This window comes from Marinicella meishanensis (assembly GCF_019931145.1).
Classification (GTDB): domain Bacteria; phylum Pseudomonadota; class Gammaproteobacteria; order Xanthomonadales; family Marinicellaceae; genus Marinicella; species Marinicella meishanensis.
Genome location: NZ_JAIOUV010000001.1, coordinates 408,669 through 429,968 on the forward strand (window position 1 = coordinate 408,669; position 21,300 = coordinate 429,968).

The 21,300-nt window shown below is 53.6% G+C and carries 27 protein-coding genes; 16 read left to right on the forward strand and 11 right to left on the reverse strand.

Translation table 11 applies throughout. The features are described 5' to 3' along the window. Positions 1-119 precede the first annotated feature (119 nt). The 3 genes from K7G70_RS01805 to K7G70_RS01815 are packed head-to-tail and all read left to right on the forward strand — an operon-like array spanning position 120 to position 1,513. A complete protein-coding gene (locus K7G70_RS01805) occupies positions 120-929 on the forward strand; it encodes an alpha/beta hydrolase (protein WP_223786879.1) in 810 nt (269 codons plus the stop codon). Positions 930-932: 3 nt separating this feature from the next. Next, a complete protein-coding gene (locus K7G70_RS01810) occupies positions 933-1,367 on the forward strand; it encodes an OsmC family protein (protein WP_223786880.1) in 435 nt (144 codons plus the stop codon). Beyond that, complete coding sequence (locus tag K7G70_RS01815; RefSeq protein ID WP_223786881.1) at positions 1,364-1,513, forward strand: hypothetical protein; 150 nt, start codon at positions 1,364-1,366, stop codon at positions 1,511-1,513. The genes K7G70_RS01810 and K7G70_RS01815 overlap by 4 nt, the downstream gene beginning before the upstream one ends. 9 nt (positions 1,514-1,522) lie before the next feature. Here the strand turns inward: K7G70_RS01815 and K7G70_RS01820 are convergent, their stop codons facing one another. The 5 genes from K7G70_RS01820 to bfr (K7G70_RS01840) all read right to left on the reverse strand — a co-directional run bounded on the left by K7G70_RS01820 (position 1,523) and on the right by bfr (K7G70_RS01840) (position 5,869). Further along, positions 1,523-2,038, reverse strand: a complete 516-nt coding sequence (locus K7G70_RS01820; protein ID WP_223786882.1) for a lipocalin-like domain-containing protein — start codon at positions 2,036-2,038, stop codon at positions 1,523-1,525. A gap of 124 nt (positions 2,039-2,162) precedes the next feature. Next, positions 2,163-3,980, reverse strand: a complete 1,818-nt coding sequence (locus K7G70_RS01825) for an ABC transporter transmembrane domain-containing protein (RefSeq protein WP_223786883.1) — start codon at positions 3,978-3,980, stop codon at positions 2,163-2,165. Then, positions 3,944-4,795, reverse strand: coding sequence for an alpha/beta hydrolase family protein (locus K7G70_RS01830; protein WP_223786884.1), 852 nt, complete (start codon positions 4,793-4,795; stop codon positions 3,944-3,946). Before K7G70_RS01830 ends, K7G70_RS01825 begins: the two co-directional genes overlap by 37 nt. Before the next feature lie 136 nt (positions 4,796-4,931). Then, positions 4,932-5,399: a bacterioferritin gene (bfr, locus tag K7G70_RS01835; protein WP_223786885.1), complete on the reverse strand. Its 468-nt coding sequence runs from the start codon at positions 5,397-5,399 to the stop codon at positions 4,932-4,934. After that, complete coding sequence (bfr, locus tag K7G70_RS01840) at positions 5,396-5,869, reverse strand: bacterioferritin (RefSeq protein WP_223786886.1); 474 nt, start codon at positions 5,867-5,869, stop codon at positions 5,396-5,398. The genes bfr (K7G70_RS01835) and bfr (K7G70_RS01840) overlap by 4 nt, the downstream gene beginning before the upstream one ends. A gap of 194 nt (positions 5,870-6,063) precedes the next feature. On the opposite strand from bfr (K7G70_RS01840), the gene K7G70_RS01845 reads away from it, so the two are divergent. The 13 genes from K7G70_RS01845 (at position 6,064) to K7G70_RS01905 (ending at position 15,099) form a co-directional block, all read left to right on the forward strand. Beyond that, positions 6,064-6,489 carry a DUF1801 domain-containing protein gene (locus K7G70_RS01845; RefSeq protein ID WP_223786887.1) on the forward strand — a complete coding sequence of 142 codons (426 nt, stop codon included), beginning with the start codon at positions 6,064-6,066 and terminating at the stop codon, positions 6,487-6,489. A gap of 22 nt (positions 6,490-6,511) precedes the next feature. Further along, entirely contained in the window at positions 6,512-7,342 is an 831-nt protein-coding gene (locus K7G70_RS01850) for an alpha/beta fold hydrolase (protein ID WP_223786888.1), read from the forward strand. Next, positions 7,339-8,877 carry a B12-binding domain-containing radical SAM protein gene (locus K7G70_RS01855; RefSeq protein WP_223786889.1) on the forward strand — a complete coding sequence of 513 codons (1,539 nt, stop codon included), beginning with the start codon at positions 7,339-7,341 and terminating at the stop codon, positions 8,875-8,877. Before K7G70_RS01850 ends, K7G70_RS01855 begins: the two co-directional genes overlap by 4 nt. Before the next feature lie 38 nt (positions 8,878-8,915). Then, a complete protein-coding gene (locus K7G70_RS01860; protein WP_223786890.1) occupies positions 8,916-10,028 on the forward strand; it encodes a GGDEF domain-containing protein in 1,113 nt (370 codons plus the stop codon). After that, positions 10,021-10,941 (forward strand): 1-aminocyclopropane-1-carboxylate deaminase/D-cysteine desulfhydrase, encoded by a 921-nt coding sequence (locus tag K7G70_RS01865; RefSeq protein WP_223786891.1) that lies wholly within the window; start codon positions 10,021-10,023, stop codon positions 10,939-10,941. Before K7G70_RS01860 ends, K7G70_RS01865 begins: the two co-directional genes overlap by 8 nt. A 63-nt stretch (positions 10,942-11,004) precedes the next feature. Next, positions 11,005-11,727, forward strand: coding sequence for a GGDEF domain-containing protein (locus tag K7G70_RS01870; RefSeq protein ID WP_223786892.1), 723 nt, complete (start codon positions 11,005-11,007; stop codon positions 11,725-11,727). Between the two features lie 79 nt (positions 11,728-11,806). After that, positions 11,807-12,223, forward strand: coding sequence for a hypothetical protein (locus tag K7G70_RS01875; protein WP_223786893.1), 417 nt, complete (start codon positions 11,807-11,809; stop codon positions 12,221-12,223). Beyond that, the gene (locus tag K7G70_RS01880) at positions 12,220-12,591 is read left to right on the forward strand and encodes a cupin domain-containing protein (protein WP_223786894.1); all 372 of its coding nucleotides are present in this window, start codon (positions 12,220-12,222) and stop codon (positions 12,589-12,591) included. The genes K7G70_RS01875 and K7G70_RS01880 overlap by 4 nt, the downstream gene beginning before the upstream one ends. An 18-nt stretch (positions 12,592-12,609) precedes the next feature. Next, positions 12,610-13,302: a hypothetical protein gene (locus K7G70_RS01885; protein ID WP_223786895.1), complete on the forward strand. Its 693-nt coding sequence runs from the start codon at positions 12,610-12,612 to the stop codon at positions 13,300-13,302. Then, positions 13,295-13,777: an AAA family ATPase gene (locus K7G70_RS01890; protein WP_223786896.1), complete on the forward strand. Its 483-nt coding sequence runs from the start codon at positions 13,295-13,297 to the stop codon at positions 13,775-13,777. The genes K7G70_RS01885 and K7G70_RS01890 overlap by 8 nt, the downstream gene beginning before the upstream one ends. Next, positions 13,774-14,223 (forward strand): acyl-CoA thioesterase, encoded by a 450-nt coding sequence (locus K7G70_RS01895; protein ID WP_223786897.1) that lies wholly within the window; start codon positions 13,774-13,776, stop codon positions 14,221-14,223. Before K7G70_RS01890 ends, K7G70_RS01895 begins: the two co-directional genes overlap by 4 nt. Beyond that, the gene (locus K7G70_RS01900) at positions 14,210-14,671 is read left to right on the forward strand and encodes a methyltransferase family protein (RefSeq protein ID WP_223786898.1); all 462 of its coding nucleotides are present in this window, start codon (positions 14,210-14,212) and stop codon (positions 14,669-14,671) included. Before K7G70_RS01895 ends, K7G70_RS01900 begins: the two co-directional genes overlap by 14 nt. Then, the gene (locus K7G70_RS01905) at positions 14,671-15,099 is read left to right on the forward strand and encodes a GNAT family N-acetyltransferase (protein ID WP_223786899.1); all 429 of its coding nucleotides are present in this window, start codon (positions 14,671-14,673) and stop codon (positions 15,097-15,099) included. Before K7G70_RS01900 ends, K7G70_RS01905 begins: the two co-directional genes overlap by 1 nt. 45 nt (positions 15,100-15,144) lie before the next feature. On the opposite strand, the gene K7G70_RS01910 is transcribed toward K7G70_RS01905, so the two are convergent. The 6 genes from K7G70_RS01910 to K7G70_RS01935 form a co-directional block, all read right to left on the reverse strand. After that, positions 15,145-17,064 carry a DUF2207 domain-containing protein gene (locus K7G70_RS01910; protein ID WP_223786900.1) on the reverse strand — a complete coding sequence of 640 codons (1,920 nt, stop codon included), beginning with the start codon at positions 17,062-17,064 and terminating at the stop codon, positions 15,145-15,147. 90 nt (positions 17,065-17,154) lie between these two features. Further along, complete coding sequence (locus tag K7G70_RS01915; RefSeq protein WP_223786901.1) at positions 17,155-18,396, reverse strand: HAMP domain-containing protein; 1,242 nt, start codon at positions 18,394-18,396, stop codon at positions 17,155-17,157. 13 nt (positions 18,397-18,409) lie between these two features. Next, on the reverse strand, positions 18,410-19,540 hold the full coding sequence (locus K7G70_RS01920; protein ID WP_223786902.1) for a serine/threonine protein kinase: 1,131 nt from the start codon (positions 19,538-19,540) through the stop codon (positions 18,410-18,412). Positions 19,541-19,542: 2 nt separating this feature from the next. After that, a complete protein-coding gene (locus K7G70_RS01925; RefSeq protein ID WP_223786903.1) occupies positions 19,543-20,262 on the reverse strand; it encodes a HAMP domain-containing protein in 720 nt (239 codons plus the stop codon). A gap of 181 nt (positions 20,263-20,443) precedes the next feature. After that, entirely contained in the window at positions 20,444-20,872 is a 429-nt protein-coding gene (locus tag K7G70_RS01930) for a potassium channel family protein (RefSeq protein WP_223786904.1), read from the reverse strand. Further along, positions 20,869-21,291: an HIT family protein gene (locus K7G70_RS01935; RefSeq protein ID WP_223786905.1), complete on the reverse strand. Its 423-nt coding sequence runs from the start codon at positions 21,289-21,291 to the stop codon at positions 20,869-20,871. Before K7G70_RS01935 ends, K7G70_RS01930 begins: the two co-directional genes overlap by 4 nt. Positions 21,292-21,300: the final 9 nt, after the last annotated feature.

The following is a 21,300-nucleotide window of genomic DNA, read 5'->3' on the forward strand; positions in this document are numbered from 1 at the left end:
TGTCCAGGGTCGTGACCCAAGACTCGGCTCACCGCAGCGGGCAGGCCAGTGATCGAAACCGACTTGCTTCATGCAATCGGATGTTGTAAGACAGCAAGTCAACAAACCCTGGAGGCCCCATGAAAATCTTGTTAGCCCTGTTGTTTTTTTGCAGCCAAGCCCAAGCCAACGTGCAACGCATGACGGCGCTGGTTGGGTCCCAATATGAAACCATTCACAGCCAGATCATAGATCATGACTACCATATTTTTGTGCAGCTGCCCAAAAGCGCCACGACAGGGACAAAAAGCCGCTGGCCGGTGATCTATTTGTTGGATGGTGGCAACACCTTTCCGATGCTGGCCAGTTACCACAAATACCTGAATTGGCCCGGTGACACGCCGGAGATGATCTTGGTGGGGATTTCATATGGCACCGATGATTGGCGCCAAGGCAACCGCCGGTCGACCGACTACACCTTGCCCGCGGAGGGGCGAGACCACTACGGCGGGGCGGCCTTGTTCCATCGGTTTTTGACCGAAGAATTGATGCCCTGGGTGGAACGAACATACCCGGCTGACCCCAACCAGCGGTTGTTGTTTGGGCATTCTTTGGGTGGCCAGTTTGCTTTGTATTGTGCCATGTTTAAGCCGGACACCTTTGCCGGCATCATTGCCAGCAACCCCGCCATCCACAACAACACCGCATCATTCATGCAATCCCCACCAGCCACCCAGTCTCAACCCAAATTGGTGGTGGTGCAAGCCGACGGCGATGACCCCCGATATCAACAAGCCAGACAACAATGGCTTGACTATTGGCAACAACACCCCCACCATTGGCGACAACAGGTGATTACAGTGCCTGGACACAACCACATGAGCTCAGTACCGGCGGCCTTTCGCCAAGGCATGATGTGGTTATACCCACCCAAGCCAACTACCGAGTGAACCATGAGTCAAAACAGCGTTACCACCCAATGGGTCAAAGACTACACCTTTGTCAGCACCAACCAGCAGAACCAAAGCATCGTGATGGATTCGCCCACTTCCCAGGATGGTGAAGCCAAGGCGCCATCACCGATGGATGTGGTGTTGATGGGTTTGAGCGCCTGTGCCGGCATTGATGTGAAATTAATCCTGAGCAAGGCCAAGCAAAACTTCAGTGACATCCAGGTGCAAGCCACGGCCCAAAGGCGGCAAGCAATCCCGCGGGTGTACACCGACATCAATTTGCATTTCGTGGTCACCGGTACCGACCTGTCGGCCAAACAAGTGGCGCGGGCCATTCAATTGTCGGCCGACAAATACTGTTCGGTGTCACACATGCTGCAAGCCAGCGTCAACATCACCCACAGCCATGAGTTGGTGGCAGGTGAAACCCCATGATGGTGGCAATGATCATCAGTTTTGGTGCCGCGCCCGTGGTCTATGGCCTGTACCCTTGGTATGAGGGTAATCACCAACGTCAGCGCAAACTGAAGCGCTTGCAACGCCAAATTCTGCAACAAGAACAAGCGCCACCAGAAGATTGACAGCCGGTTTTAGGTGGCCGGTGCCAGGGTGAAGGTGGTGGTCCATTTTCCAGCCCAGGCTGGGCGACTGCCATCGGGATAAATCTCATCATACAAGGTCAACAACAGCTGACGGCCCTGAAATTCAAATCGGTAAAACAAGCGCCCACCGGCAAAGCCAGGGACCTTGGCCACCCGCGCAGTGGCCACCAATTCGTCCCCACTGATCTGATAGGCGCCGGCATTGAAAACAATGGATTTGAAGCCGCGCAACACCTCTTCGTCTGTGGGTTGGGCCAAGTGCTCAAATGGGATGCGGGCGGTTTGTTTGGGGCTCCACATCAAGGCATAGTGGTTGGGGTTAAAGATGAACATGCCAGGCTGAGCGGGGTTGATGGACTGGGACTGGGTGCCATCAGACCAGGTGATGGACTGCACTTCCCAGGCGCCGACCACGGGATGGGAGGGCGGGTGTTTGAACACGCTGTGACAGCCAGCCAAGCCAAACAAACACCCAAGTATCAGCAACCATTTGCAAGCATTCATGTATTCATCTCCAATCTACTAAACAAAACGTAGGAATGATTGTACCCTGAAACAGCCCGCTTCTTCGAGCAAAGAAATCAGGTGAGTGGCTGCATGGTGACCCAAAAAGGATGCACCCAGTTGATCAAGCTTCGTTGTCGGTGAACTGCAGCTTGGCCAATTCGGCATACAGGGCATTGTGCCGGATCAATTGCTCGTGTTTGCCCTGGGCCACAATTCGACCCTGGTCCATGACGATGATTTGATCGGCTTTGCGGATGGTCGCCAAGCGGTGGGCGATGACCAAGGTGGTGCGATTTTGCATGATCGATTGCAAGGCTTCTTGCACCAGCTTTTCACTGCTGGCATCCAGCGCACTGGTGGCCTCATCCAACAACAACACCGGCGGATCGGTCAACAGCGCCCGGGCAATCGACAGGCGTTGGGCTTGACCGCCAGACAAGCGCACCCCCCGTTCACCCAAATAAGTGTCATAGCCTTGGTCCAGGTTTTCAATGAATTCCTCGGCATGGGCCAAACGGGCGGCGGCTTGAATCGCATCCAGGCTGGCTTCAGGTCGGCCGTAGGCAATGTTTTCTTTGGCGGTGGTGGAGAATATGGTCACGTCTTGGGCCACCAGCGAAAACTGGGACCGCAAGTCATTTAAGCTGAGTTGGTCAATCGCTTGACCGTCCAGTTTGATGCTGCCAGATTGCGGCTCATAAAAGCGCATCAGCAGTTGAAACAAGGTGGACTTGCCGGAACCCGAAGGACCGACCAAAGCCACCGTTTGGCCGGGAATGACTTCAAAAGACACGTCGGACAACACGTTCAAATCAGGTCGAGAAGGGTAGGCAAAGTTAACCCCAGACAGGCTCAAGTTACCCAATACCTGAGGCGGTAATGGCCGGGGTTGGCTGCTTTCCTGAATGGTCGATTCGGTGTTCATCAATTCGATGATGCGCTCCAAGGCACCGGCCGCTTTTTTCAGTTCGCTCCACACCGTGGACAAGGCGCCGACGGCGGTGGCGGCCATGATGGCATACATCACAAACTGGCTCAAGGTGCCGGCGGTCATGACCCCACTGATCACATCCCGCGCGCCCAGCCACAACACAAACACGATGCCGCCAAACACCACGAAGCCAACCAACAGCGACATGATGGTGGTCATGCGAATGGAGGCCACCGCGGCTTTGAAAGCGTTGTTGATGGCGGTGATGAATTTGTTGTTTTCGCGTTGTTCCTGGGCAAACGCCTGCACCGTGTGCATGGCATTGATGGTTTCGGTGGCCAGTGCTGAGGAGTCGGCAATGCGGTCTTGTTCGGCCTTGGACAACTGTTGTATGCGGCGACCGGTCAGGACGATGGGGACCACCACCAGGGGAATCAAAAATCCCATGTACATCGCCAGTTTGGGACTGGAGACCACCATCATGATCAAGGCACCGATGAAGGTCACGGCACTGCGCAAGGCAATGGAAAAGGTGCTGCCCACCACGGTTTCGACCAAGGTGGTGTCGGTGTTGATGCGAGAGAGGATTTCGCCGGTTTTGGTTTTCTCAAAGAATTCCTGCGATTGGGTCATGACTTGGCCATAAACCTGTTTGCGCAAATCGGTGACCACTTTTTGACCAATCCAGGAGACCCAAAAGTAACGCAACGAGGTGAACAAAATCATCAAAGACGACACCACAAACACCCACACAAAATAATAGGATAAGGTGTCTTGGTTTTCGGCGGCAAAGCCGAGGTCAATCATCTGTTTGAACGCCACGGGGATGGCCAAATTGGCGGCGGCACCGAGAAACAGCAACAACAGCGCCAACAGGATGTGTTTTTTGTAGGGGGTGACCAACGGCTTGATCAAACGCAGGTGGTTCAAGGAGGCTTTGGGGGTGGCTTGGTCGGGGTCTGCCGATGTCTTCAAAGTTGTAGTATCCATGTCGCGGTGGTTTGCCATAACGCCTTTGCCTCCGGCTTGAAAAAGCCAAAATGTCCGATGTGCTTGAGACCCATACTGTGCGGCTCAATGAAGTGTTTTGCAATGTGCCCATGGTCATGGGCGGTTTTGAATTCTTGCAGCAAGCCATCGATGGCCGGTTCTGGGGCCATGTGATCATCACTGAAACCCCAGCTTAACAGGGGTCGATCAAACTGGTGCCAGGGTCGCAAATCATAGCCAAAAGCCGGGTTGAATAAGTATTCCCGTTGGCGGCCCCAAGCCGCCCATTGTAGCGCCGCGGCCGCTGGCCAAGGGTAGCCACCCAAGCCCAGGACTTTGGCGTTGAAGGTGTGGCCCCGCGCCAACAATGGGATCAACACATGCCACAACAAAAACAATTTCAGATAACCACCCGTGGGCCACAACCGCTTGTCACCCTTTTGCGCCGCCACATGGATCAAACCATCCAGTGCTTGGATGTTGGTTGCAAAACCCGGCAACTGCCCGCCGATGCTGTGCCCCAACAGCACCAGTTTTGCTGGTTGAAGTTGTTGTTGGGTCCAAGCCAACACCGCCGACTGATCCAATCGGCCCCAGGCCAAGGTGCTCAAGTCCACGCCTGCGGGCAGCTCAGCCAGCCCATCTTCCATGCCCCGGTAGTTGTACAACACGGTGGTGATGCCTTGGGTGGTGAAATATTCAGCCAAGGGCCGGTACAAACGCCGCTTCACCCCGATCGCCGGGTTGATCACCAGCGTTCTTTGGCCCGCTTCGCCATACACTTCGGCTTGCAAGCGGACTTGATCGGTGGTCATGATGGTGGCAAGTTCCATGGGGTCGACAGGTGACAAAGGCTCCATTGTAACCAATCGACGGCAACATCATGGCCTCATTTTCACGGTAGAAACAGCCTAAAGGTTGTCACTCAAGCCCGACAGCCAACACTCCATGGTGTCAGGGCTTTTGGCATCACATTTGTGATTGTAAGTAATTTTCCAGGCCAGTCAGTTTGATCAAGCGCAATTGTTTCTCCAGCCAGTAGGCGTGGTCGGTCTCGGTGTCGTCCAACAGCACCAGCAGTTGATCGCGGGTGACGTAGTCTTGTTCCCGCTCACACAGGGCCATGACGTCTTTCAACGCCTTTTGCACCGCATATTCGATGTCCAGATCGCTTTGCAGCATCTCCGGCACGGTGGCCCCGATGTTGAGGCCATCGCGCTTGGATAAATCGGGTTTGCCCTCGAGGAACAGGATGCGCTCAATGAGCACGGCGGCATGGCCTTTTTCGTCATCAAACTCATGATCAATGCGTTCATACAGTTTGGTCAGGCCCATGTCTTCATACATGCGGGAGTGGACAAAATATTGATCCATGGCGGTCAGTTCATAAACCAACAATTCATTCAATTTGTTGATGATTTCCGGGTTGCCTTTCATGCGTCTGCTCCCATTTGTGATTGGTTGTAGTTTTGAATGCCGACGTCGTTGATCAGCGATTCTTGGGTCTCGTGCCAGTCGATGATGTCTTCTTCGTGGCTGAGGATTTGGCTCAACAAGTCGCGACTGACGTAGTCCTGGGCCTGTTCACATGCCTCAATGGCTTGTTTGATGACGGCGTGTTGTTGGCTCAAAAAGCGGTGGTTACAAGCGAGCACTTCGGCGGTGTTTTCGCCAATATGTAAGCGCCCCAATTGTTGGAGGTTGGGCAAACCGCCTAACAGGAAGATGCGTTCCATCAAGTCATCGGCTTGTTTCATGTCTTTGATGGACTTTTTGTAAAACACCTCATCCAGTTCATACAAGCCCCAATCTTTGGCCATACGTGCATGCAGAAAAAACTGGTTGATGGAGGTCAACTTGCTGGTCAGGACGCCGTTGAGGGTGGGGTGCGTACTTGTTTGGTTCATGGTTATCGATTTTGGTTGAATATTAAGATTGTATATGGTCTCACACGCTGTGTCAAAAAAACGTTTAATTTCAACAACTTAAAAAGCAATAAGAATCACTTTCATTCGTGTTCAACCAAGCAGGTAAACGGCTGGTGTGGTTCCCGTCAGGTGGATTGTGCGATAATCACGGAGTCATTGCAGCAGGAGTACCCATGTCTACCAACAAAACCCAGCCCACCGATGCCAGTGTGGTCAAATTCCTCACCGGGGTGACACCGGAACAAAAGCGCCAGGACGCGTTCACCTTGTTGGAGATGATGGAACGCTTGTCGGGTTACCAAGCCCAAATGTGGGGTCCCAGCATCGTTGGCTTTGGGCAATACCATTACCGCTATGATTCGGGCCGTGAGGGGGACTTCATGCGCATCGGCTTCTCACCCCGCAAAGCCAACATTTCGTTGTACATCATTGCAGGCTTTGAGCAACACCAAGAATTGTTGGACCAACTGGGCAAGCACAAAACCGGCAAATCCTGTTTGTATGTCAACAAACTCAGCGACATCAAGTTGCGCGTGTTGGAACAACTGATCACCGAAGAGTTGGCCTTCATGGCCAAGAAATACCCCGAAGGTGCCTAGGTCAGCCGCTGACTTGACATCCATGAACCCACTGCCATTCACAACTTGGGGTGAACCCAGTTCAGACACACCGATCTATTTTGCCCATGCCAATGGCTACCCGCCAGGGAGTTACCAATCGATCATCGATGCCCTGTTGGCTTACCGCCCGGTGGTTGCTTACCACCAACGGCCCTTGTGGCAACCCACACCCGAGCCCAAAGATCTTCACCATTGGCAGCAACTGGCCGATGACGTGATCCGATTTTTCGATCAACAAAGGTTGCGCAATGTGGTGGCGGTCGGCCACTCTTTGGGTTCGGTGACGGCTTTTATGGCGGCCCAAAAACGACCCGACTTGATCAAAGCTTTGGTCATGATTGAGCCGGTGGCGCTGCCATGGTTGGCTTGTTTTTTGACCCGGGTCTTTCCCGGCTTGGTGAAACGACGGGTCAGCATCATCCAGAAGGCGCTGCGCCGGCCCAACCGGTTTGAATCGAGGCAAGCCGCGTTTGATTTTCATCGCAAAGCCAGGGCGTTTCAACGACTTGATGATGCCAACCTGTGGCACTACATCAACGCCGGGGTGCACCCGGTCAATGGCGCCTATGAATTGACCTATCCCCGTGAATGGGAAGCGCGGGTGTATGCCACCGCCACGTATTTTAGGCGTCAACTGAAAACCTCAACGCTGCCGGTGTTGGGCATGCGAGGGGGCCATTCTGACACCATATCAGCGGCATTTTGGCGCCAATGGCCGATCAACCCCCATCACCAATTTGCCGCATTCCCAGATTATGGTCACCTGTTGCCTTTGGAGCATCCTGCCGGGGTGGTCCAGGCCATGCAGCCGTTTTTGGAGCAGCACCTGTGAGCAGGCCTTCGACTCCGACCGCGGTGCCGCAACAGGACATCGTGTTGACCACCTTGAACAGTCGCTACATCCACGCCTCATTCAGCCTGCGTTATTTGTTGGCCAACCTGGGTGAGTGGCAAGCACAAGCCGGCATCGCCGAGTTCACCATCCATGATCGGCCCATCGATGTGGTGGAAAAACTGCTGGCCAGGTCACCGAAAATCATCGGTTTCAGTGTGTATATCTGGAACGTGGTGGAAATCACCGAAGTCGTCAGGCTGTTGAAAACCGTGGCTGCTGATGTCACTGTGGTGTTGGGCGGGCCTGAAGTGAGCCATGTGCCGGACCAGCCCGAGGTGGTCAGCTTGGCCGATTATGTGATCAAAGGACCTGGAGAAAGCAGTTTCAAAGCCTTGTGTGAGCAGCTGTTGAATCAACAACCGCCCGCCACAGCGATCATAGCCGGGGTCCCGCAGGCTTTGGAAGAATTGGTCATGCCATACCATTTGTATGACGCCGAAGACATCCGCAACCGCATCATCTATGTCGAAGCATCGCGGGGTTGTCCGTTCAAATGTGAGTTTTGTTTGTCGGCACTGGACCGCACCTCCAAGACCTTCACGCTGGACCGGTTTTTGGCTGAAATGGACCGTTTGTTTCAGTTGGGTGCCCGGCACTTTAAATTCATCGACCGCACATTCAATTTAAAAATGGCCCATTCAACCGCCATTTTGCAGTTCTTTTTGGACCGCTTGGCAGCGGCCGAGGGTCAGCTGATGGTGCATTTTGAAGTGATTCCTGACCGCTTACCAGGTGCCCTGAAAGCATTGTTGGTGAAGTTTCCAGCCAACTCGTTGCAGTTTGAAGTGGGGGTGCAAACCTTTGACCCTGAAGTGCAAGCCCTGATCAGCCGCCGGCAAGACAACGCACAAACCCAAGCCAACCTCCGTTGGTTGCGCCAACACACCCAAGCACACATCCATGCCGACTTGATCTTTGGACTGCCCGGAGACACCCTGGCTGGTTTTGCCCACAGCTTTGATCAGTTGTATGACTTGGGCCCTCAAGAAATACAACTGGGGATCCTCAAACGCTTGCGTGGTGCGCCGATCAACCGCCACACCGAGGCGTATCAAATGAAATACAGCCCGGCACCGCCTTACACTGTGTTACAAACCAAAGACATCACCTTTGCCGAGCTGCAGCGGGTCGGGCGTTTTGCCCGATATTGGGACATGTTGGGCAACCAAGGGCGGTTCAAACACACCCTGCCATTGATCATGGGTGAGGCACCATTCAAGCGCTTTTTGCGCTTATCAGATGCCTTGTATGCCTCGGCCCAAAGCACCTGGAAAATCGCTTTGCGGCGGCAGTTTGTGTTGTTGCATCAATTGTTACCAACGGTGTTGGGCATCGAACCGTTGGCGTTGATGAACGCCTTACAGCTTGATTTTGATCGGTGTGGGGAAAAGGGTTCTTTGGTCAAGCTGTTGGCACCCAAGACCCAAACCAAAGCCGCCACCCAAAACGCCCGCCAGGCCAGGCATTCATAATCCAAGTGCCGGCCAAGCTTCTGCTATAATCTTTGCTCATGACAAATGCACGGGTGGAGGGCCGGCGTTCACAACAGTTTCCTTCCTACCTCAAGTACCAATGTGATCGCTTGTTACCAGTGGCCAAAATGTTGCTGGTTTTCAGTGTGATTTACTTGTTGGGTTTTGGTTTGATCGATGTGCTGAAGTATCCCGAGCAGTTTCAGCCGATCGTGGGGTTGCGTTTGATGGCGGCGGTGCCATTGATGTATTTGATCAGTCTCATGAACCGACCCCAGCTGTTGCCGCAGATTCCCATGTTCATGTTGATTTTGGGCTTGGTCTCCTTTGGCTTTTTTCTGTTCCTCAACTTAACCATTCCTGGCAAAAGGAACATCGTGGTGTTGGTGCCGGTGTTTTATATATTGGTTATTCTGGCCATGGCACCCTTGTTCAAGATCCAACAACTGATCCTGGCTTTTTTGGGTGGGACATTGGTGTATTACTGGGCTGGGTTCTTTTATATCCAAGACAACGATTATGTGCGTCAGGTGTTTCCACACATGACCGCCATCGTCATTTTCACCCTGATCACGGTGGCAAAAATCAAGCAATCAGCCGAAGAAAATTACCAATTGGCCAAAGACTTGCATTGGCGTTCACAACACGATGAATTGACCAAAGTCCTGAACCGCCATGGCATCTTCGATTGGATTGAATCAAACAAGCTGTTCACAGGGCAGTCCTATGAGCCGATCTCGCTGGCGATGCTCGATTTGGACCATTTTAAGCAGATCAACGATGAATACGGCCATGACGTGGGCGACGAAGTGATTCAAAACAGTGCCGAGCTGTTGACCGAAACAGTGGGGCCCAATTCGGCCGTGGCCCGTTTCGGTGGGGAAGAGTTTTTGTTGGTGTTGCAAGAAGGCTCGGATGCGCAAAACCTGGCTTGTACCGAACGCATCTTGCAACGCTTTCGTCACCTGTCGATTGTCACCGACCAAGACCAATTCAAACCGATCACCGTCAGCATCGGTTTTGTCAACCACCGCAGCACCCAAACCTTTGCCCAGAGCTTGAAACGGGCCGATGATTTTTTGTATCAGGCCAAGCAACAAGGCCGCGATCAATTGGTGACCGATCCAGGTAATTTGACCCAACATGGGTGACGGCACCCCCGCACAAACGATTGATGTGCTGGGGGTTTCGGTGGTGGTGGCCCGAGCGGATTTGAACCACCCACTGCAGCAGGGAAACAAGCGGTGGAAGCTCAAACACAACATCCAAGCCGCCCAGCAAAAAAATGCCGAGGTGGTCATCACTTTTGGTGGCGCCCACTCCAATCACCTGCTGGCCACCGCCCATGCGGCCCACCAAGCCGGGTTGTCGGTGCTGGGTGTGGTGCGTGGACATGAACTGCAAGACCGTCCGGCGGTTTGGTCCGAAACCCTGCATCAATGCCAACAACTGGGCATGCAATTGGTTTTCATCAGCCGCGCTGATTACCGGCTCAAACAAGCGGCACCCGTGGTACAAGCCTTGCGTCAAGCCAAACCAACGGCTTACCTCATCCCCGAAGGCGGCAGCAATCAATTGGCTGTACAAGGCGTGGCCGACTGGCTGCAAGGCTGGGCCGCGCATTTGGCTGAGCCGCCCACCCATGTGTTGTGCCCGGTGGGCACCGGTGGTACGTTGGCCGGCTTGGTCAAGGGAGCCCAGGCCATGGACTGGCGCACCTGGCTGGGTGGGGTGGTGGTGCTCAAAGGCATGCGGTCTTTGGCTGCAGACATCCGCCGGTGGGTGGGCCCTGACACGGCCCAGGTCCAGTGGGAGCTGCTGACGGAATTCCATGGCGGCGGCTATGCCAAGCTGAGTGATGAGATGCTGCGTTTTGGGGTGACCTTCAGCCAACAAACCGGGGTGCCGTTGGATAAAATTTACAACATCAAGTCGTTTTATGCCTTGGCCCAAATGATTCAAGCTGGGCGCATCGGGATCCAAGATCGGCCACTGCTGATCCACACCGGCGGCTTACAGGGTGGCTCCTTGTCACCGCCCCAGGTTCCGACTGAGCCAGAATAATTCTGCCAAACACCCCGATTTCGTTTTATAATCGTTAAACAAGCCTTTCAGGTCTTGCTGCGTATGAAGAGTTTTTGTCAGACAAAAATCATGGTCTTGTTGACTGGCCTGGTTCAGTACCGCGTAGGGCTGGCTGCCGCCGGAGGTGCCAACCCAATCACCAACCCTTGGATCTTGGCTTTGTTCGTGGTGTTGTTTGCCTTGATCGTATTTTTGGTGGTCAAGGTCCGGAGTTACGGTAACAACCTGACATTGTTGGAAACCGAACTCACCCGCCTGAGCCGCACCGATGATTTGACTCAATTGTTGAACCGCCGATATCTGGAAAAGCGGCTGTATGAAGATTTTGAGGTGCATTTGCGCAACCCCGATGCCAACAGTGTGTTGATGATGGTGGAAGTCGACCAATTCGATGATTTGACCGACACCTTTGGTCATGCCGCCGGCGATTTGGTGGTGCAAACCATTGCAGACATCATCCAAGCGCGGGTCAGAACCACCGATCTGTGTGGCCGTTTTGCCGAAGAGGCCTTTTTGGTTTGTTTGCGAGACACCTCGATCAAACCAGCCACATCGTTGGCCGATGAGGTGCGTCAAAAAGTGGCGGACACAGACATGTTCTATGGCCAAAAAACCAACAAAGTGACCTGTTCGGTGGGCCTGGCATCGTTGAGTCAAGACATGGTGTCTTGTCGGGACTGGATTCAACAAGCCGAGCAAGCCTTGTATCAGGCCAAACAACAAGGGGCCAACCAAACCAGCGTGTTTGTGGCTACCAACGACTGACGGTAACAACCCAGGGGCCATGACCCCATGAGCCATCAGGGATGAATACCGATTAATGAACAGGGAGCACCGGAGCAGCATGAAATTTTCACCCACAGAACTGGCCGAGACACACCAAGCCATGACCCAGCAAGCGAGCCCCATTGGGGCGATTGTTGGCGCTTTGATGGGTGCGGTCCCAGCCATTGCCATTTATGCTTTTTTTGTGCACATGGGTGCCATTTTGTACGTCTTTATCATGATTCCGCCGGCCATCATTGGCTTGGCGGCCCAGTTCACCGGGCAAGTCCATGCCATCAAACATCGGTTGGCGGTTGGTTTGATTGCCAGTGTGGTGCATTTGGCTTGTCTGTATTACTTCAATTACCGCCTGTTGTATTATTTTTTGGTGCCCATCATATTTGTCGTCGCGGTGGCGGTGGCAAAAAAACGGTTGAGTCGCATCGAACAACTGGTGGCCGACATGGAGGCCGAAGGACGGTTTGATCAAACATGAAAAAAACAGCAGTTAATTTATTGGCAACAGCCGCCAAAATCACCGAGCACTGGTCACCACGCGTGGTCGGTGAAGTGGATGACAGTTATGTCAAGATCGCCAAGGTCAAAGGTGAGTTCACCTGGCACGACCACCAGGAAGATGAGTTTTTCATGGTGCTTGAGGGTCAACTCACCATCCACATGGAAGACCACACGGTGACCATCAATGCCGGTGAGTTTTATGTGGTGCCCAAGGGGGTGATGCACAACCCGGTGGCCCAAGAGGAGTGCACGGTGTTGTTGTTTGAAAAAAAATCCACCTTACACACCGGGCAAGTGCAGGCTGATCTGACCAAATCAATCAGCGACCAACTGCAGCCACTGTGACGCACCATCGGCAATTTCATGGCCCCAGGCAACACCCCACAAGAACACCAATTAAGCAGCCACATTGATGCCGACTTCATCCGCCGTGCGGAACAAGACATTTTGGCTATTTTGTTGTCACAGCGTCGCCAATTCAACCACCGCTGGCAGTCCAACCACACCATGAACCGGGTCAAGGTGGTGTTGCGTTATGTGGGGCTGTTGTTGTGCTTGCTTGGGCTCTTGATTGTGGCAACCTCGCTGGGTTTGGGCCTGGCTTGGGACCACCGGGCATGGCCATTGTGGGCCGCGCTGGTGGTGTTTTTGTTGTTGGGGTGGTTTTTCTGGCACCTGCCACATTGGGAAACAAAGGCCCGCGCTTGGACCGAGCGGGTGAGTCAAAAAAGTTGTCGAAAGTTGGCCAAAAAATGCGTCAAACAAGCCGCTGGCATGGTGCCGTTCTTGGCCCAATACGACATCAAAGGGGATCAAATCAGTTACCACCGCAAACAACCGGCAAACGAAGACCAAGCCGAGCGGTGGTTGTTTGTGTGGAACCGCACCTTGGCTGGGTTTGCCGGCACGGCGGAACACGCCACGGTGTTGTTCAAATCAAACCGCGCCATTCAGCCCAGAATCATTGTGTTGCACCAGGATGCCGAGCCATTTCGCACCCTGTTGGCCGGCTTGCAGATTCCAACCTCCGACAACAACGATCCCAACCATGCATAAAATCATCATTTTTGGTAATTCTGGGTCCGGTAAATCGACCTTGGCCAAACAGTGGCAACGGCACCACCAACTGGCCCATCTGGATCTGGACACCTTGGCTTGGGCGGCGACGGATCCACCCAGCCGGCGACCGCTGGCCGAGTCCACCCAGGCCATTGATGACTTCATTCGACAACACCCCGCTTGGGTGATCGAAGGTTGTTACGCCGACTTGTTACAACACGTCAGCCCACAAGCCAACCAGGCCATTTTCATGAAGTTACCGATGGCTTTGTGCCAGGCCAATGCCCGTCAGCGCCCATGGGAGCCACACAAATATGCCAGTCAAGCCGAGCAGGACGCCAATTTGCCGATGTTGCTGCAATGGATCGCGGACTATGAACAGCGCCGCGACGAGTTTTCCGAAGCGGCCCACCAAGCGTTGTATAATGACTTTCCTTTGACCAAGCAAATCATCACCAAAAACCCAACATGAGAACCCAACAAGATTTTGACCAAGCTTTCCCGGTGCAAGTGAAGTTGCCCGTGCAGTGGGGCGACATGGATGCCTTTGGCCACGTCAACAACACCGTCTACTTCAAGTATTTCGAAACCGCCCGGCTGGCCTATTTCGATGCCGTGGGGGTGATGGCCGACATGCAACAAGCCCAGTTGGGCCCCATCTTGGCCGAAACCCAAGCCCAATTCAAACGGCCCCTGGTGTTTCCTGATGAGGTGCTGACTGGGGCCAATGTTTTGGAACACCATGCTTATGGGTTTTTGATGCAATACGGGGTCTACAGCCTGCAACAACAGGCCGTGACCACAGTGGGCACCGGTCGCATCGTGATGGTGGATTACAACAGCGGCCAAAAGGTCCAACCCAAAGCCAGTCTGATTGACGCCATCAACCAACTGCAGGCCACCCATGCGGGCGCTTGAGCTGAAAATACCACCGGCGGTGTTGGTGTTGTTGACGGCTGCTTTGATGTGGCTGATTGATCAAGGCTGGCCCGGGTTTCGGATCTCTGGAACCTGGTCCCAATGGGCGTCACTGGGCCTGTCCGGTCTGGCTTTGTTGTGTGTGGTGGCTGGGGTGATCGGTTTTCAACGGGCCCAGACCACGGTGGATCCCACCCGACCAGAGCGGGCTTCGTCGGTGGTCACCAGCGGCATCTTTCGTTACACCCGCAACCCCATGTACTTGGGTTTTGCCCTGCTGATTTCGGCCTTCGCTTGCAAGTTGGCCAATCCTTTGACCGCGGTCATGGTGCCGTTGTTTGTGGCCTACCTGACCCGCTTCCAAATCCAACCCGAGGAAGCGGCCTTGAGCGAACGGTTCGGCCAACAGTACCTCGATTACCAACTACAAGTGCGGCGGTGGTTGTGATGGGTGAGGTCCACATCAAGCACGACATTCCGGCGGCCATGGACTTCTTTGCCTTGTTTCAAACCACCGGCTGGAACCAGGCGTACCAAGCCACACCGCAAGACTTGGAGCAAGCCTTGCATGACAGCTGGTACACCGCCAGTGCCTATCAAAACGGTGAATTGATTGGCTTTGGTCGGGTGTTGTCCGATGGGGTTTTATACGCCATGATTTATGACTTGATCGTGCACCCTGATTTTCAAAACCAGGGCCTGGGTTCGCAGCTGTTGAACCGGTTGATCGCCGCCTGCCAACAGGCCAACATCCGTGCCATCCAGCTGTTCTCCGCCCATGGCAAAGTCCCGTTTTATGAACGCCGTGGCTTTGTGGTGCGCTCGGCACAAGCCCCAGGCATGGTCTATCAAGTGACCCCCCCAAGCAACGACTGAAGCCAGAAATCAACCAGACGGTCAATCAAGGGGTCGCCATACCACTTACCAACCGCCGCCACCGCCACCGCCACCGCCGCCACCGGATGAACCGCCAGAAGATCCGCCCGAAGAATAGCTGCTGGAGGAAGAACTGGAAGAATAGGAGCTGGATGAAGGGCTGCTGGGGGCGCTGGGGATGGTGGATGCGCTGCTGACCCGGCGTTGCATGGCGTGGCTGAGGCTGCTGATCGCGTGACTGAAGTCGCGGGTACTGCCGCCACCCACTTCGCTGTGGAACCATTGCGGTTGCCAGGCCGGTTCGTTGTTGGTTGCTTGTTGATCCAGGTTTTGCAACACTTTGGTGAATTGGCTGGCCCATTGATTTTCCAAGCCCAAGGCCACCGCATAGGGCAGCAGCTCTTCATAATGTGCCAAGGTTTTGTCTGGGGGGTTCATCACATTGAGCCGGTGTTCTTCGGCCGCTTTCATGTACAGTTTCAAGCCTTCAATTTGGTCTTTGAGGTGGCGACCAAACGGGGTCGGTGCCCGCAACAGATGGGTGAACAGCACATTGACGGTGAGCAAACCCAGCACAAAAAACAGCCACGCCTTGTGTGCCAACAGCCAATGGAACAGGTCCACATAATGGGCGGCCAAGAGCGCCAACAACAGCATGCCCATGATGATGGGTGCCGCGAACAAGAAGGCGATGGACATGACCACCACGATGATCACCACCACCGCAAGAGACAGCAGCTCGGTGACGCCCAGCGTGTGCTGATAAAGCAACAAAGTTCCGGTGAAGAAGCACAACAAACTGATCACCCAGCCCCAGATGGCATAAACCCGATTGTCTTTGAAACAACGGTCTTGGAATTCAGTTTGCAACCGGGTCTGCAACGTGCCGTTGGCATTTTTCACGTAAGAATTGTATTGTTTGCCTATGGTGACGTGGCTTTGTCGACCGGAAAACAGCTGGTTTTTCACCGCCCGTTCGCCTTTGGACAGGGGTGCTTTGATGCGGCCTTTGCGGTGCTTGATGCGGTATTGTTTCTTCAGTTGGGTGATGGTCAAGTGCCCTTTGACCGCCATGCTGACCAGTGCCGCCACCAGGGTTTTGTTGTTGGCCCCCTGGTTTTCGATGTAATGAACTGCGGCCGGCGACAAATCTTTGGGTGGTTGATAGCGGGCAAAAATGATGCCAGGCTCTGGATCGCGCCCATGGCGATGCCAGGCGGTCAGGTAAAAGCCCAAGTAAAACAACAAGGTCAACACCGCCAACAACCAAACGCCGTTGTCCAAAAACCAGTCCAGCCAGGAAAAGGGCGGCGGCATGAACACCCCTTTGGGCACCTGTATGCCCACCGTCAATCCTTGGTTTGGAGCCAGGCGTTCGGTGGTGGCAAAGCCCAGCGTGTGTTCGGTGTTGATGATCTTGAAAGCCTGGTTTTGTTGGCCCTGATAGCCGGTCCAAGCCGACTGGTCCAGCACCTGTTCGCGGCCACCGGCTGGTAAGGTGATGTCCACAGAAGCAGTGAGGATGGGGAAGGCCCAGCCGGTGCCGGTGACGTTCCAATAAAACTCATCATGGGCCTCGAAATAACCCAGTTGGCGGTCGGTGCGATACACCAATTGGTATTGGTGTTCGCCCCGGTCCAAAAAGACCTCGGCAGAGCCGATATAGATGCGGATGCCGTTTTTCATGGGAGCGGTGTGAAAGGGTTCTGGCAGGCCGTTGCGGGTCACCGAAACCACCTCAAAGCCAACCGATCGCTGGGTCATCATTGGACCCAGGTATTGGGTCGGAAAGTCCCGATAAATGCCGCGCTTGATGTCGATGTTTTCAGCCATCACCCGGATCTGTTCGGTCACCGTGATTTGCCCGTGTTCGGCAATCACGATGTCACTGTGGAAGTCAACAATGGCCTCTTCAGCCACGCTGTTCAGCGACCACAACAAGCACATCAAAAGCAATCGAATCATGACACCATTAAACCCGGTTGCTGCACCAGATACAAGTCTGGCGTGGGCGAAACCGCCTGCAGGCCCGTCAGTTACCAGGTCACATCCAGGCTATAACAAGGCATTGGCAAACAAGGGGCCGAGGGACAGCAGGGTTTGGATGTGACTTTCATCAAAGCCGCGTTTGCTTTTTTTGGTGAACAACAACAAGCCGGTCTGGTGTTGTTGTTTGATTTTGATCACCAAAATGGCATTGGCATTGACTTGATTCAGCAAATATTTGGCGAAATGGGCTTGTTGGTTGGCAATGGTGTGGGCCAGCACATCTTCAATGTGGATGTGGTCTTGTTGTTCGATGCCATCAATGGTGCTGTCAATCGGCACCAGGGTTTTGCCCAGCAGCCCTTTTTGGGCTTGGTTGGAAGCGATCAGCTGCACCGCATAACTGTCTTTTTTAGGGGTCAAAAAATAGGCATTGGATACATTCACGATGGCTTGGGTTTCGGTCTTGATCACTTCCATGGCGTGTTGTTGGCTGGGTGCCGCATGCAGTTGTTTGAGCAACGACAAAATGCTTTGAGAGCGTCCGGACAGTTGGTTGAAATCGGCCACCAATTGGCCGATTTCATCCTCACTGGCGTCTTTGATTTTCAGGCCGTAATTGCCCAGCGACACCTCTCGACACGCTTTGGCCACCCGGATGATGCGCTTGACAATTGATTGATTGAACCAGACATACAGCAGCAACAGCAACAAAGCGACCAAGCCCACCGCCAACCAGTTGAAACGAACCGTGGCCTTTTGTTGGGCCTGGACCAAGTCTTCAAACACCCTGTGGGTGGTTTCAATCTGACCAAACAAACCCGCGGTGTCAGCCAAAATGTAATCATTGCCCCACTCCAGACGGGGTTCTTCGGGGTCATCGCCAATTTGTTCGGCAAAGCCCTGGGTAAAGGTGCCCAAAGCCTGTTCCATTTGTTGAAAAGCCTGGTTGTTCTGCTCCAACAACATGGAGTCGAGTAACACGTTGGTGGTGCTGTTGCGGTTGTAGTAGTGGTGCGCCGATTGATTGATCATTTGGCGCATGGAGGCCAGGTTCTCTTGCAGCTGGGTGTAGAACACCTTCAAGTCGCGGTTGTAAGATTCATAATCGCGCGGGGCATTTTGGTCATACTGGGTGGACTGTTCTTGCATCAAATCAATCAGCTGCTCCAGTTTGCTCAAATCTTTTGACAAGTTGATGTCTGCCGATAATTGGGCGATGTTTTGATTGCTGAACCAGAGGATCAGGCTGATCACCACCAAGGCCAGGGTGACGGCGCTGAGGAGTTTTTGTTTCAATCCGAATGTCATGGGTATACCTGTGTTATGGAGTGCGCCATCGGTCAATGAAGGCGTCTCGGATTTTGTGGTTGTCCAGTTTTTCTGCGATGTGCATGATGAACTGGTCCTGTGTTTGGCTTTGTTTGAGGGCATGGGTCAAAATAAAATCGGCCATGGGCCCAATCAGATCAGCCAGGTGCACACGCATGGCCGCAAAGTCCGCATCGTCGACCACCCAATCATGATTGGACTGGGTGATCACGGTGCCGGTGGTGAAAAAGCCAGAGGTTTCGTCTGCCGCTGCCTCCGGGTCATCGGCTTGCGGGTCTTGGGCCTGTTTCAGTTGTTGATACACCGGCTTGAACGCTTTGACCACCGCGGGTATGGATTCAAAGCGGTCGTTGACGGCCACCGCCAAGCCTTGGTTCATGAACTCATGCATGACCAGCGGCACGGCGGTATCCTCACGGAAACGGTTGTGCCGGGCCATTTGGTGCAGCAGCGGCAGCGGGGCGGCGTTGAAATGATCCAGGTCGGTCACGTGCTGCATCAGCTCATACAAAATCACGAACAAGCTGTAGACATCGGTGTATGGCCCCACTTCATCAGAACCATACATTTGTTCCGGTGCCATGTATCTGGGGGTGCCAACGGCCACGCCGATTTGGGTCAGGTTGTGTTGGTCGTGACTTTTGGCCACGCCAAAGTCTGTCAGTTTCAGGGTTTTGCCTTGCTCCAACAAGATGTTTTCGGGTTTCAAATCACGGTGGATGATGCCGTTTTGGTGGGCCACGTATAAGGCTTTGAGCAGCTGCACAAACATCGCCAGTGCCGTCATCAGGGGCAGTTTCTGTTGGCGTTGTAAGCGCTGTTTGAGGCTGGGTCCTTGGATGTATTCCATCACCATGAAAGCCATTTGGTCTTGTTGGCCAAACTCCAAAATGGTGACAATGTTGGGGTGGTTGCATTTCGCCAACAAACGGGCTTCCTGCACGAAGCGCTCAATGAAATCCTGTTCGCTGTGGCTGGCGTCGGTATTGGCGGCGATGGTTTTGATCGCCACCTGTCGTTCGATTTGTGGGTCATAACCCAAGTACACAATGCCCATGGCGCCTTGACCCAACACCCCTTTGATGGGGTATTTGCTGATGGCTTTTGGCAACGCCTCACCCATGGTCAGCTCAACAGGCTCATGGCGGCTTTCAAGCTGCGTTGAAGGCGGTTGAAAGCGTGACCAAATTGGCTGATTTCATCGCTGCCGTGGACTTCGATTTCATCCACTTCGGCTTGGCCATGACTGATTTGTTCGGCCGCTTTGGCCATGCGTTGGAGCGGTTTGATCAGCCACAGGTGCAGCACCACATTCAACAACACCATGGCCGCCACCACCAGTGACAACAATATCACCGCAAATTGTCGCAGGCTGTTGTGAGTGGCGGCTTCCTGGGCGCCCAAATCGACCCGCACAATTTTGGCGCCGGTGACCTGTTGTTGGTCTTTGATGGGTTTGGCATAGGCCAAAAAAGGCCCCCGTGCATCGGCCAGTTGCTGGGTGTACAGGGGTAACTCGGGGTTTAGGGTGAAATGATCGATCAGTTGACTTTGCCACACATTCGGTTGATACAAGGGCGCGGCCGCATCTTGGATGACCACGTGGTATTGGTAGTAGGGAAAGTGTTCATGTAAGTTTTTGAACACCTGGGTGGCGGCATAAGAGCCGACGGATTGTGGCAGGAAGCCGCCATCCAATTGTGACAACAAAGGCACCAACTCGGCTTGGTTGTAATGGCGAATCGACTCGGCCGCTTGAAACACCAGCGCCGCTTTGTGTTCAGTTTCCAGGGTGTTGAGCAAGGCCCGGTGAGATCGGAAAGCAACAAACACCAGCACCGCCATGATCAGCAAAATGCCGAAAAAAACCAAATTGAATTTAAACCGCAATCCCATAACACTTTTCTGCTTTCAGTCCAAAAGTAGAACCGGGTTTGCGGAAAAAATCACAAAATGCACAAATGTTTTTGCCTACTGAAGGCTTCGCTGCACCTCAGAAGTGCCTCAGTAATGGCGGATCAGTGGCTTATTTGACCTTCCAATACCGCTGCATTTCGAAGAACAAAAAGGAGGCCGACCAGGTGATCAAAACCAAGCCGGTGAGGGACTCAATGCCGGTGAGAAAGCGGATGTGGCCAATGGGTTCGATGTCACCAAAGCCCAGAGTGGTAAAAGAGGTGAAGGAGAAATACACACAATCCAGCAGGCTGCCGTCAAAGTTGCCTTGAAAGTGGCCAAACCAGCCACTTTTGAGCTTTTGATAATAAGCCACGGCAAATATCCAAACCTCAATGGAATGGGCCAACAGCGCACCAAACACCCCAAAGACAATTTTGAACCGGGGCTTGAGCCGCATTTGATTGATCCGTTTGGACAACAGGAACAAGAACTCATAGTGGATGATCACACACAATGAGACCACGAAAATGTTGATCAGTGTGGCCCAAACAATCATGTCAGAGTCTCCAATAGCTGAGCCAGCTTGTGTTGCCATTGGCTTAAATCGTCATCGCTGTAAGACCGCTTTGGCAAGGGGTTGCCCCACACCACATCGGGCCACAAGGGGTCGTTTTCATGGCGACCGATGACATGAATGTGCAGTTGTTGCACCACATTGCCGATGGCCGCAAAATTGATTTTGGTGCTGGCCCAATGTCGCTTGTAATGTTGGCCCAAGGCCGCTCCCAGAAGGCTGATGTTTTGTTGCATGGTCTGGCTGAGGTCACAATATTCAAGCACCTCGGTTTCAGGGATGATCAGCACCCACGGCAAAGCCGCATTGCGGTGTAAGCGCAGATGCAGTTGTTGCCAATGACCGAGTGGGTGGCTGTCGGCCAGGAGTTGGGCATCGATTTGAAAAGGGTGGCTTGGCATGTGACCTTA

What these genes read in the sequence shown, in the direction of transcription:
- K7G70_RS01880 (WP_223786894.1), top strand. Translation starts at nt 12,220, where the DNA reads ATGAAAAAAACAGCAGTTAATTTATTGGCAACAGCCGCCAAAATCACC.
- K7G70_RS01805 (WP_223786879.1), top strand. Translation starts at nt 120, where the DNA reads ATGAAAATCTTGTTAGCCCTGTTGTTTTTTTGCAGCCAAGCCCAAGCC.
- bfr (WP_223786886.1), bottom strand. Translation starts at nt 5,869, where the DNA reads ATGAACCAAACAAGTACGCACCCCACCCTCAACGGCGTCCTGACCAGC.
- K7G70_RS01845 (WP_223786887.1), top strand. Translation starts at nt 6,064, where the DNA reads ATGTCTACCAACAAAACCCAGCCCACCGATGCCAGTGTGGTCAAATTC.
- K7G70_RS01925 (WP_223786903.1), bottom strand. Translation starts at nt 20,262, where the DNA reads ATGGCGGTGCTGGTGTTTGTTGCTTTCCGATCTCACCGGGCCTTGCTC.
- K7G70_RS01930 (WP_223786904.1), bottom strand. Translation starts at nt 20,872, where the DNA reads ATGATTGTTTGGGCCACACTGATCAACATTTTCGTGGTCTCATTGTGT.
- K7G70_RS01890 (WP_223786896.1), top strand. Translation starts at nt 13,295, where the DNA reads ATGCATAAAATCATCATTTTTGGTAATTCTGGGTCCGGTAAATCGACC.
- K7G70_RS01915 (WP_223786901.1), bottom strand. Translation starts at nt 18,396, where the DNA reads ATGACATTCGGATTGAAACAAAAACTCCTCAGCGCCGTCACCCTGGCC.
- K7G70_RS01860 (WP_223786890.1), top strand. Translation starts at nt 8,916, where the DNA reads ATGACAAATGCACGGGTGGAGGGCCGGCGTTCACAACAGTTTCCTTCC.
- bfr (WP_223786885.1), bottom strand. Translation starts at nt 5,399, where the DNA reads ATGAAAGGCAACCCGGAAATCATCAACAAATTGAATGAATTGTTGGTT.
- K7G70_RS01900 (WP_223786898.1), top strand. Translation starts at nt 14,210, where the DNA reads ATGCGGGCGCTTGAGCTGAAAATACCACCGGCGGTGTTGGTGTTGTTG.
- K7G70_RS01935 (WP_223786905.1), bottom strand. Translation starts at nt 21,291, where the DNA reads ATGCCAAGCCACCCTTTTCAAATCGATGCCCAACTCCTGGCCGACAGC.
- K7G70_RS01865 (WP_223786891.1), top strand. Translation starts at nt 10,021, where the DNA reads ATGGGTGACGGCACCCCCGCACAAACGATTGATGTGCTGGGGGTTTCG.
- K7G70_RS01830 (WP_223786884.1), bottom strand. Translation starts at nt 4,795, where the DNA reads ATGGAACTTGCCACCATCATGACCACCGATCAAGTCCGCTTGCAAGCC.
- K7G70_RS01820 (WP_223786882.1), bottom strand. Translation starts at nt 2,038, where the DNA reads ATGAATGCTTGCAAATGGTTGCTGATACTTGGGTGTTTGTTTGGCTTG.
- K7G70_RS01815 (WP_223786881.1), top strand. Translation starts at nt 1,364, where the DNA reads ATGATGGTGGCAATGATCATCAGTTTTGGTGCCGCGCCCGTGGTCTAT.
- K7G70_RS01885 (WP_223786895.1), top strand. Translation starts at nt 12,610, where the DNA reads ATGGCCCCAGGCAACACCCCACAAGAACACCAATTAAGCAGCCACATT.
- K7G70_RS01850 (WP_223786888.1), top strand. Translation starts at nt 6,512, where the DNA reads ATGAACCCACTGCCATTCACAACTTGGGGTGAACCCAGTTCAGACACA.
- K7G70_RS01875 (WP_223786893.1), top strand. Translation starts at nt 11,807, where the DNA reads ATGAAATTTTCACCCACAGAACTGGCCGAGACACACCAAGCCATGACC.
- K7G70_RS01810 (WP_223786880.1), top strand. Translation starts at nt 933, where the DNA reads ATGAGTCAAAACAGCGTTACCACCCAATGGGTCAAAGACTACACCTTT.
- K7G70_RS01910 (WP_223786900.1), bottom strand. Translation starts at nt 17,064, where the DNA reads ATGATTCGATTGCTTTTGATGTGCTTGTTGTGGTCGCTGAACAGCGTG.
- K7G70_RS01870 (WP_223786892.1), top strand. Translation starts at nt 11,005, where the DNA reads ATGAAGAGTTTTTGTCAGACAAAAATCATGGTCTTGTTGACTGGCCTG.
- K7G70_RS01825 (WP_223786883.1), bottom strand. Translation starts at nt 3,980, where the DNA reads ATGGCAAACCACCGCGACATGGATACTACAACTTTGAAGACATCGGCA.
- K7G70_RS01895 (WP_223786897.1), top strand. Translation starts at nt 13,774, where the DNA reads ATGAGAACCCAACAAGATTTTGACCAAGCTTTCCCGGTGCAAGTGAAG.
- K7G70_RS01920 (WP_223786902.1), bottom strand. Translation starts at nt 19,540, where the DNA reads ATGGGTGAGGCGTTGCCAAAAGCCATCAGCAAATACCCCATCAAAGGG.
- K7G70_RS01905 (WP_223786899.1), top strand. Translation starts at nt 14,671, where the DNA reads ATGGGTGAGGTCCACATCAAGCACGACATTCCGGCGGCCATGGACTTC.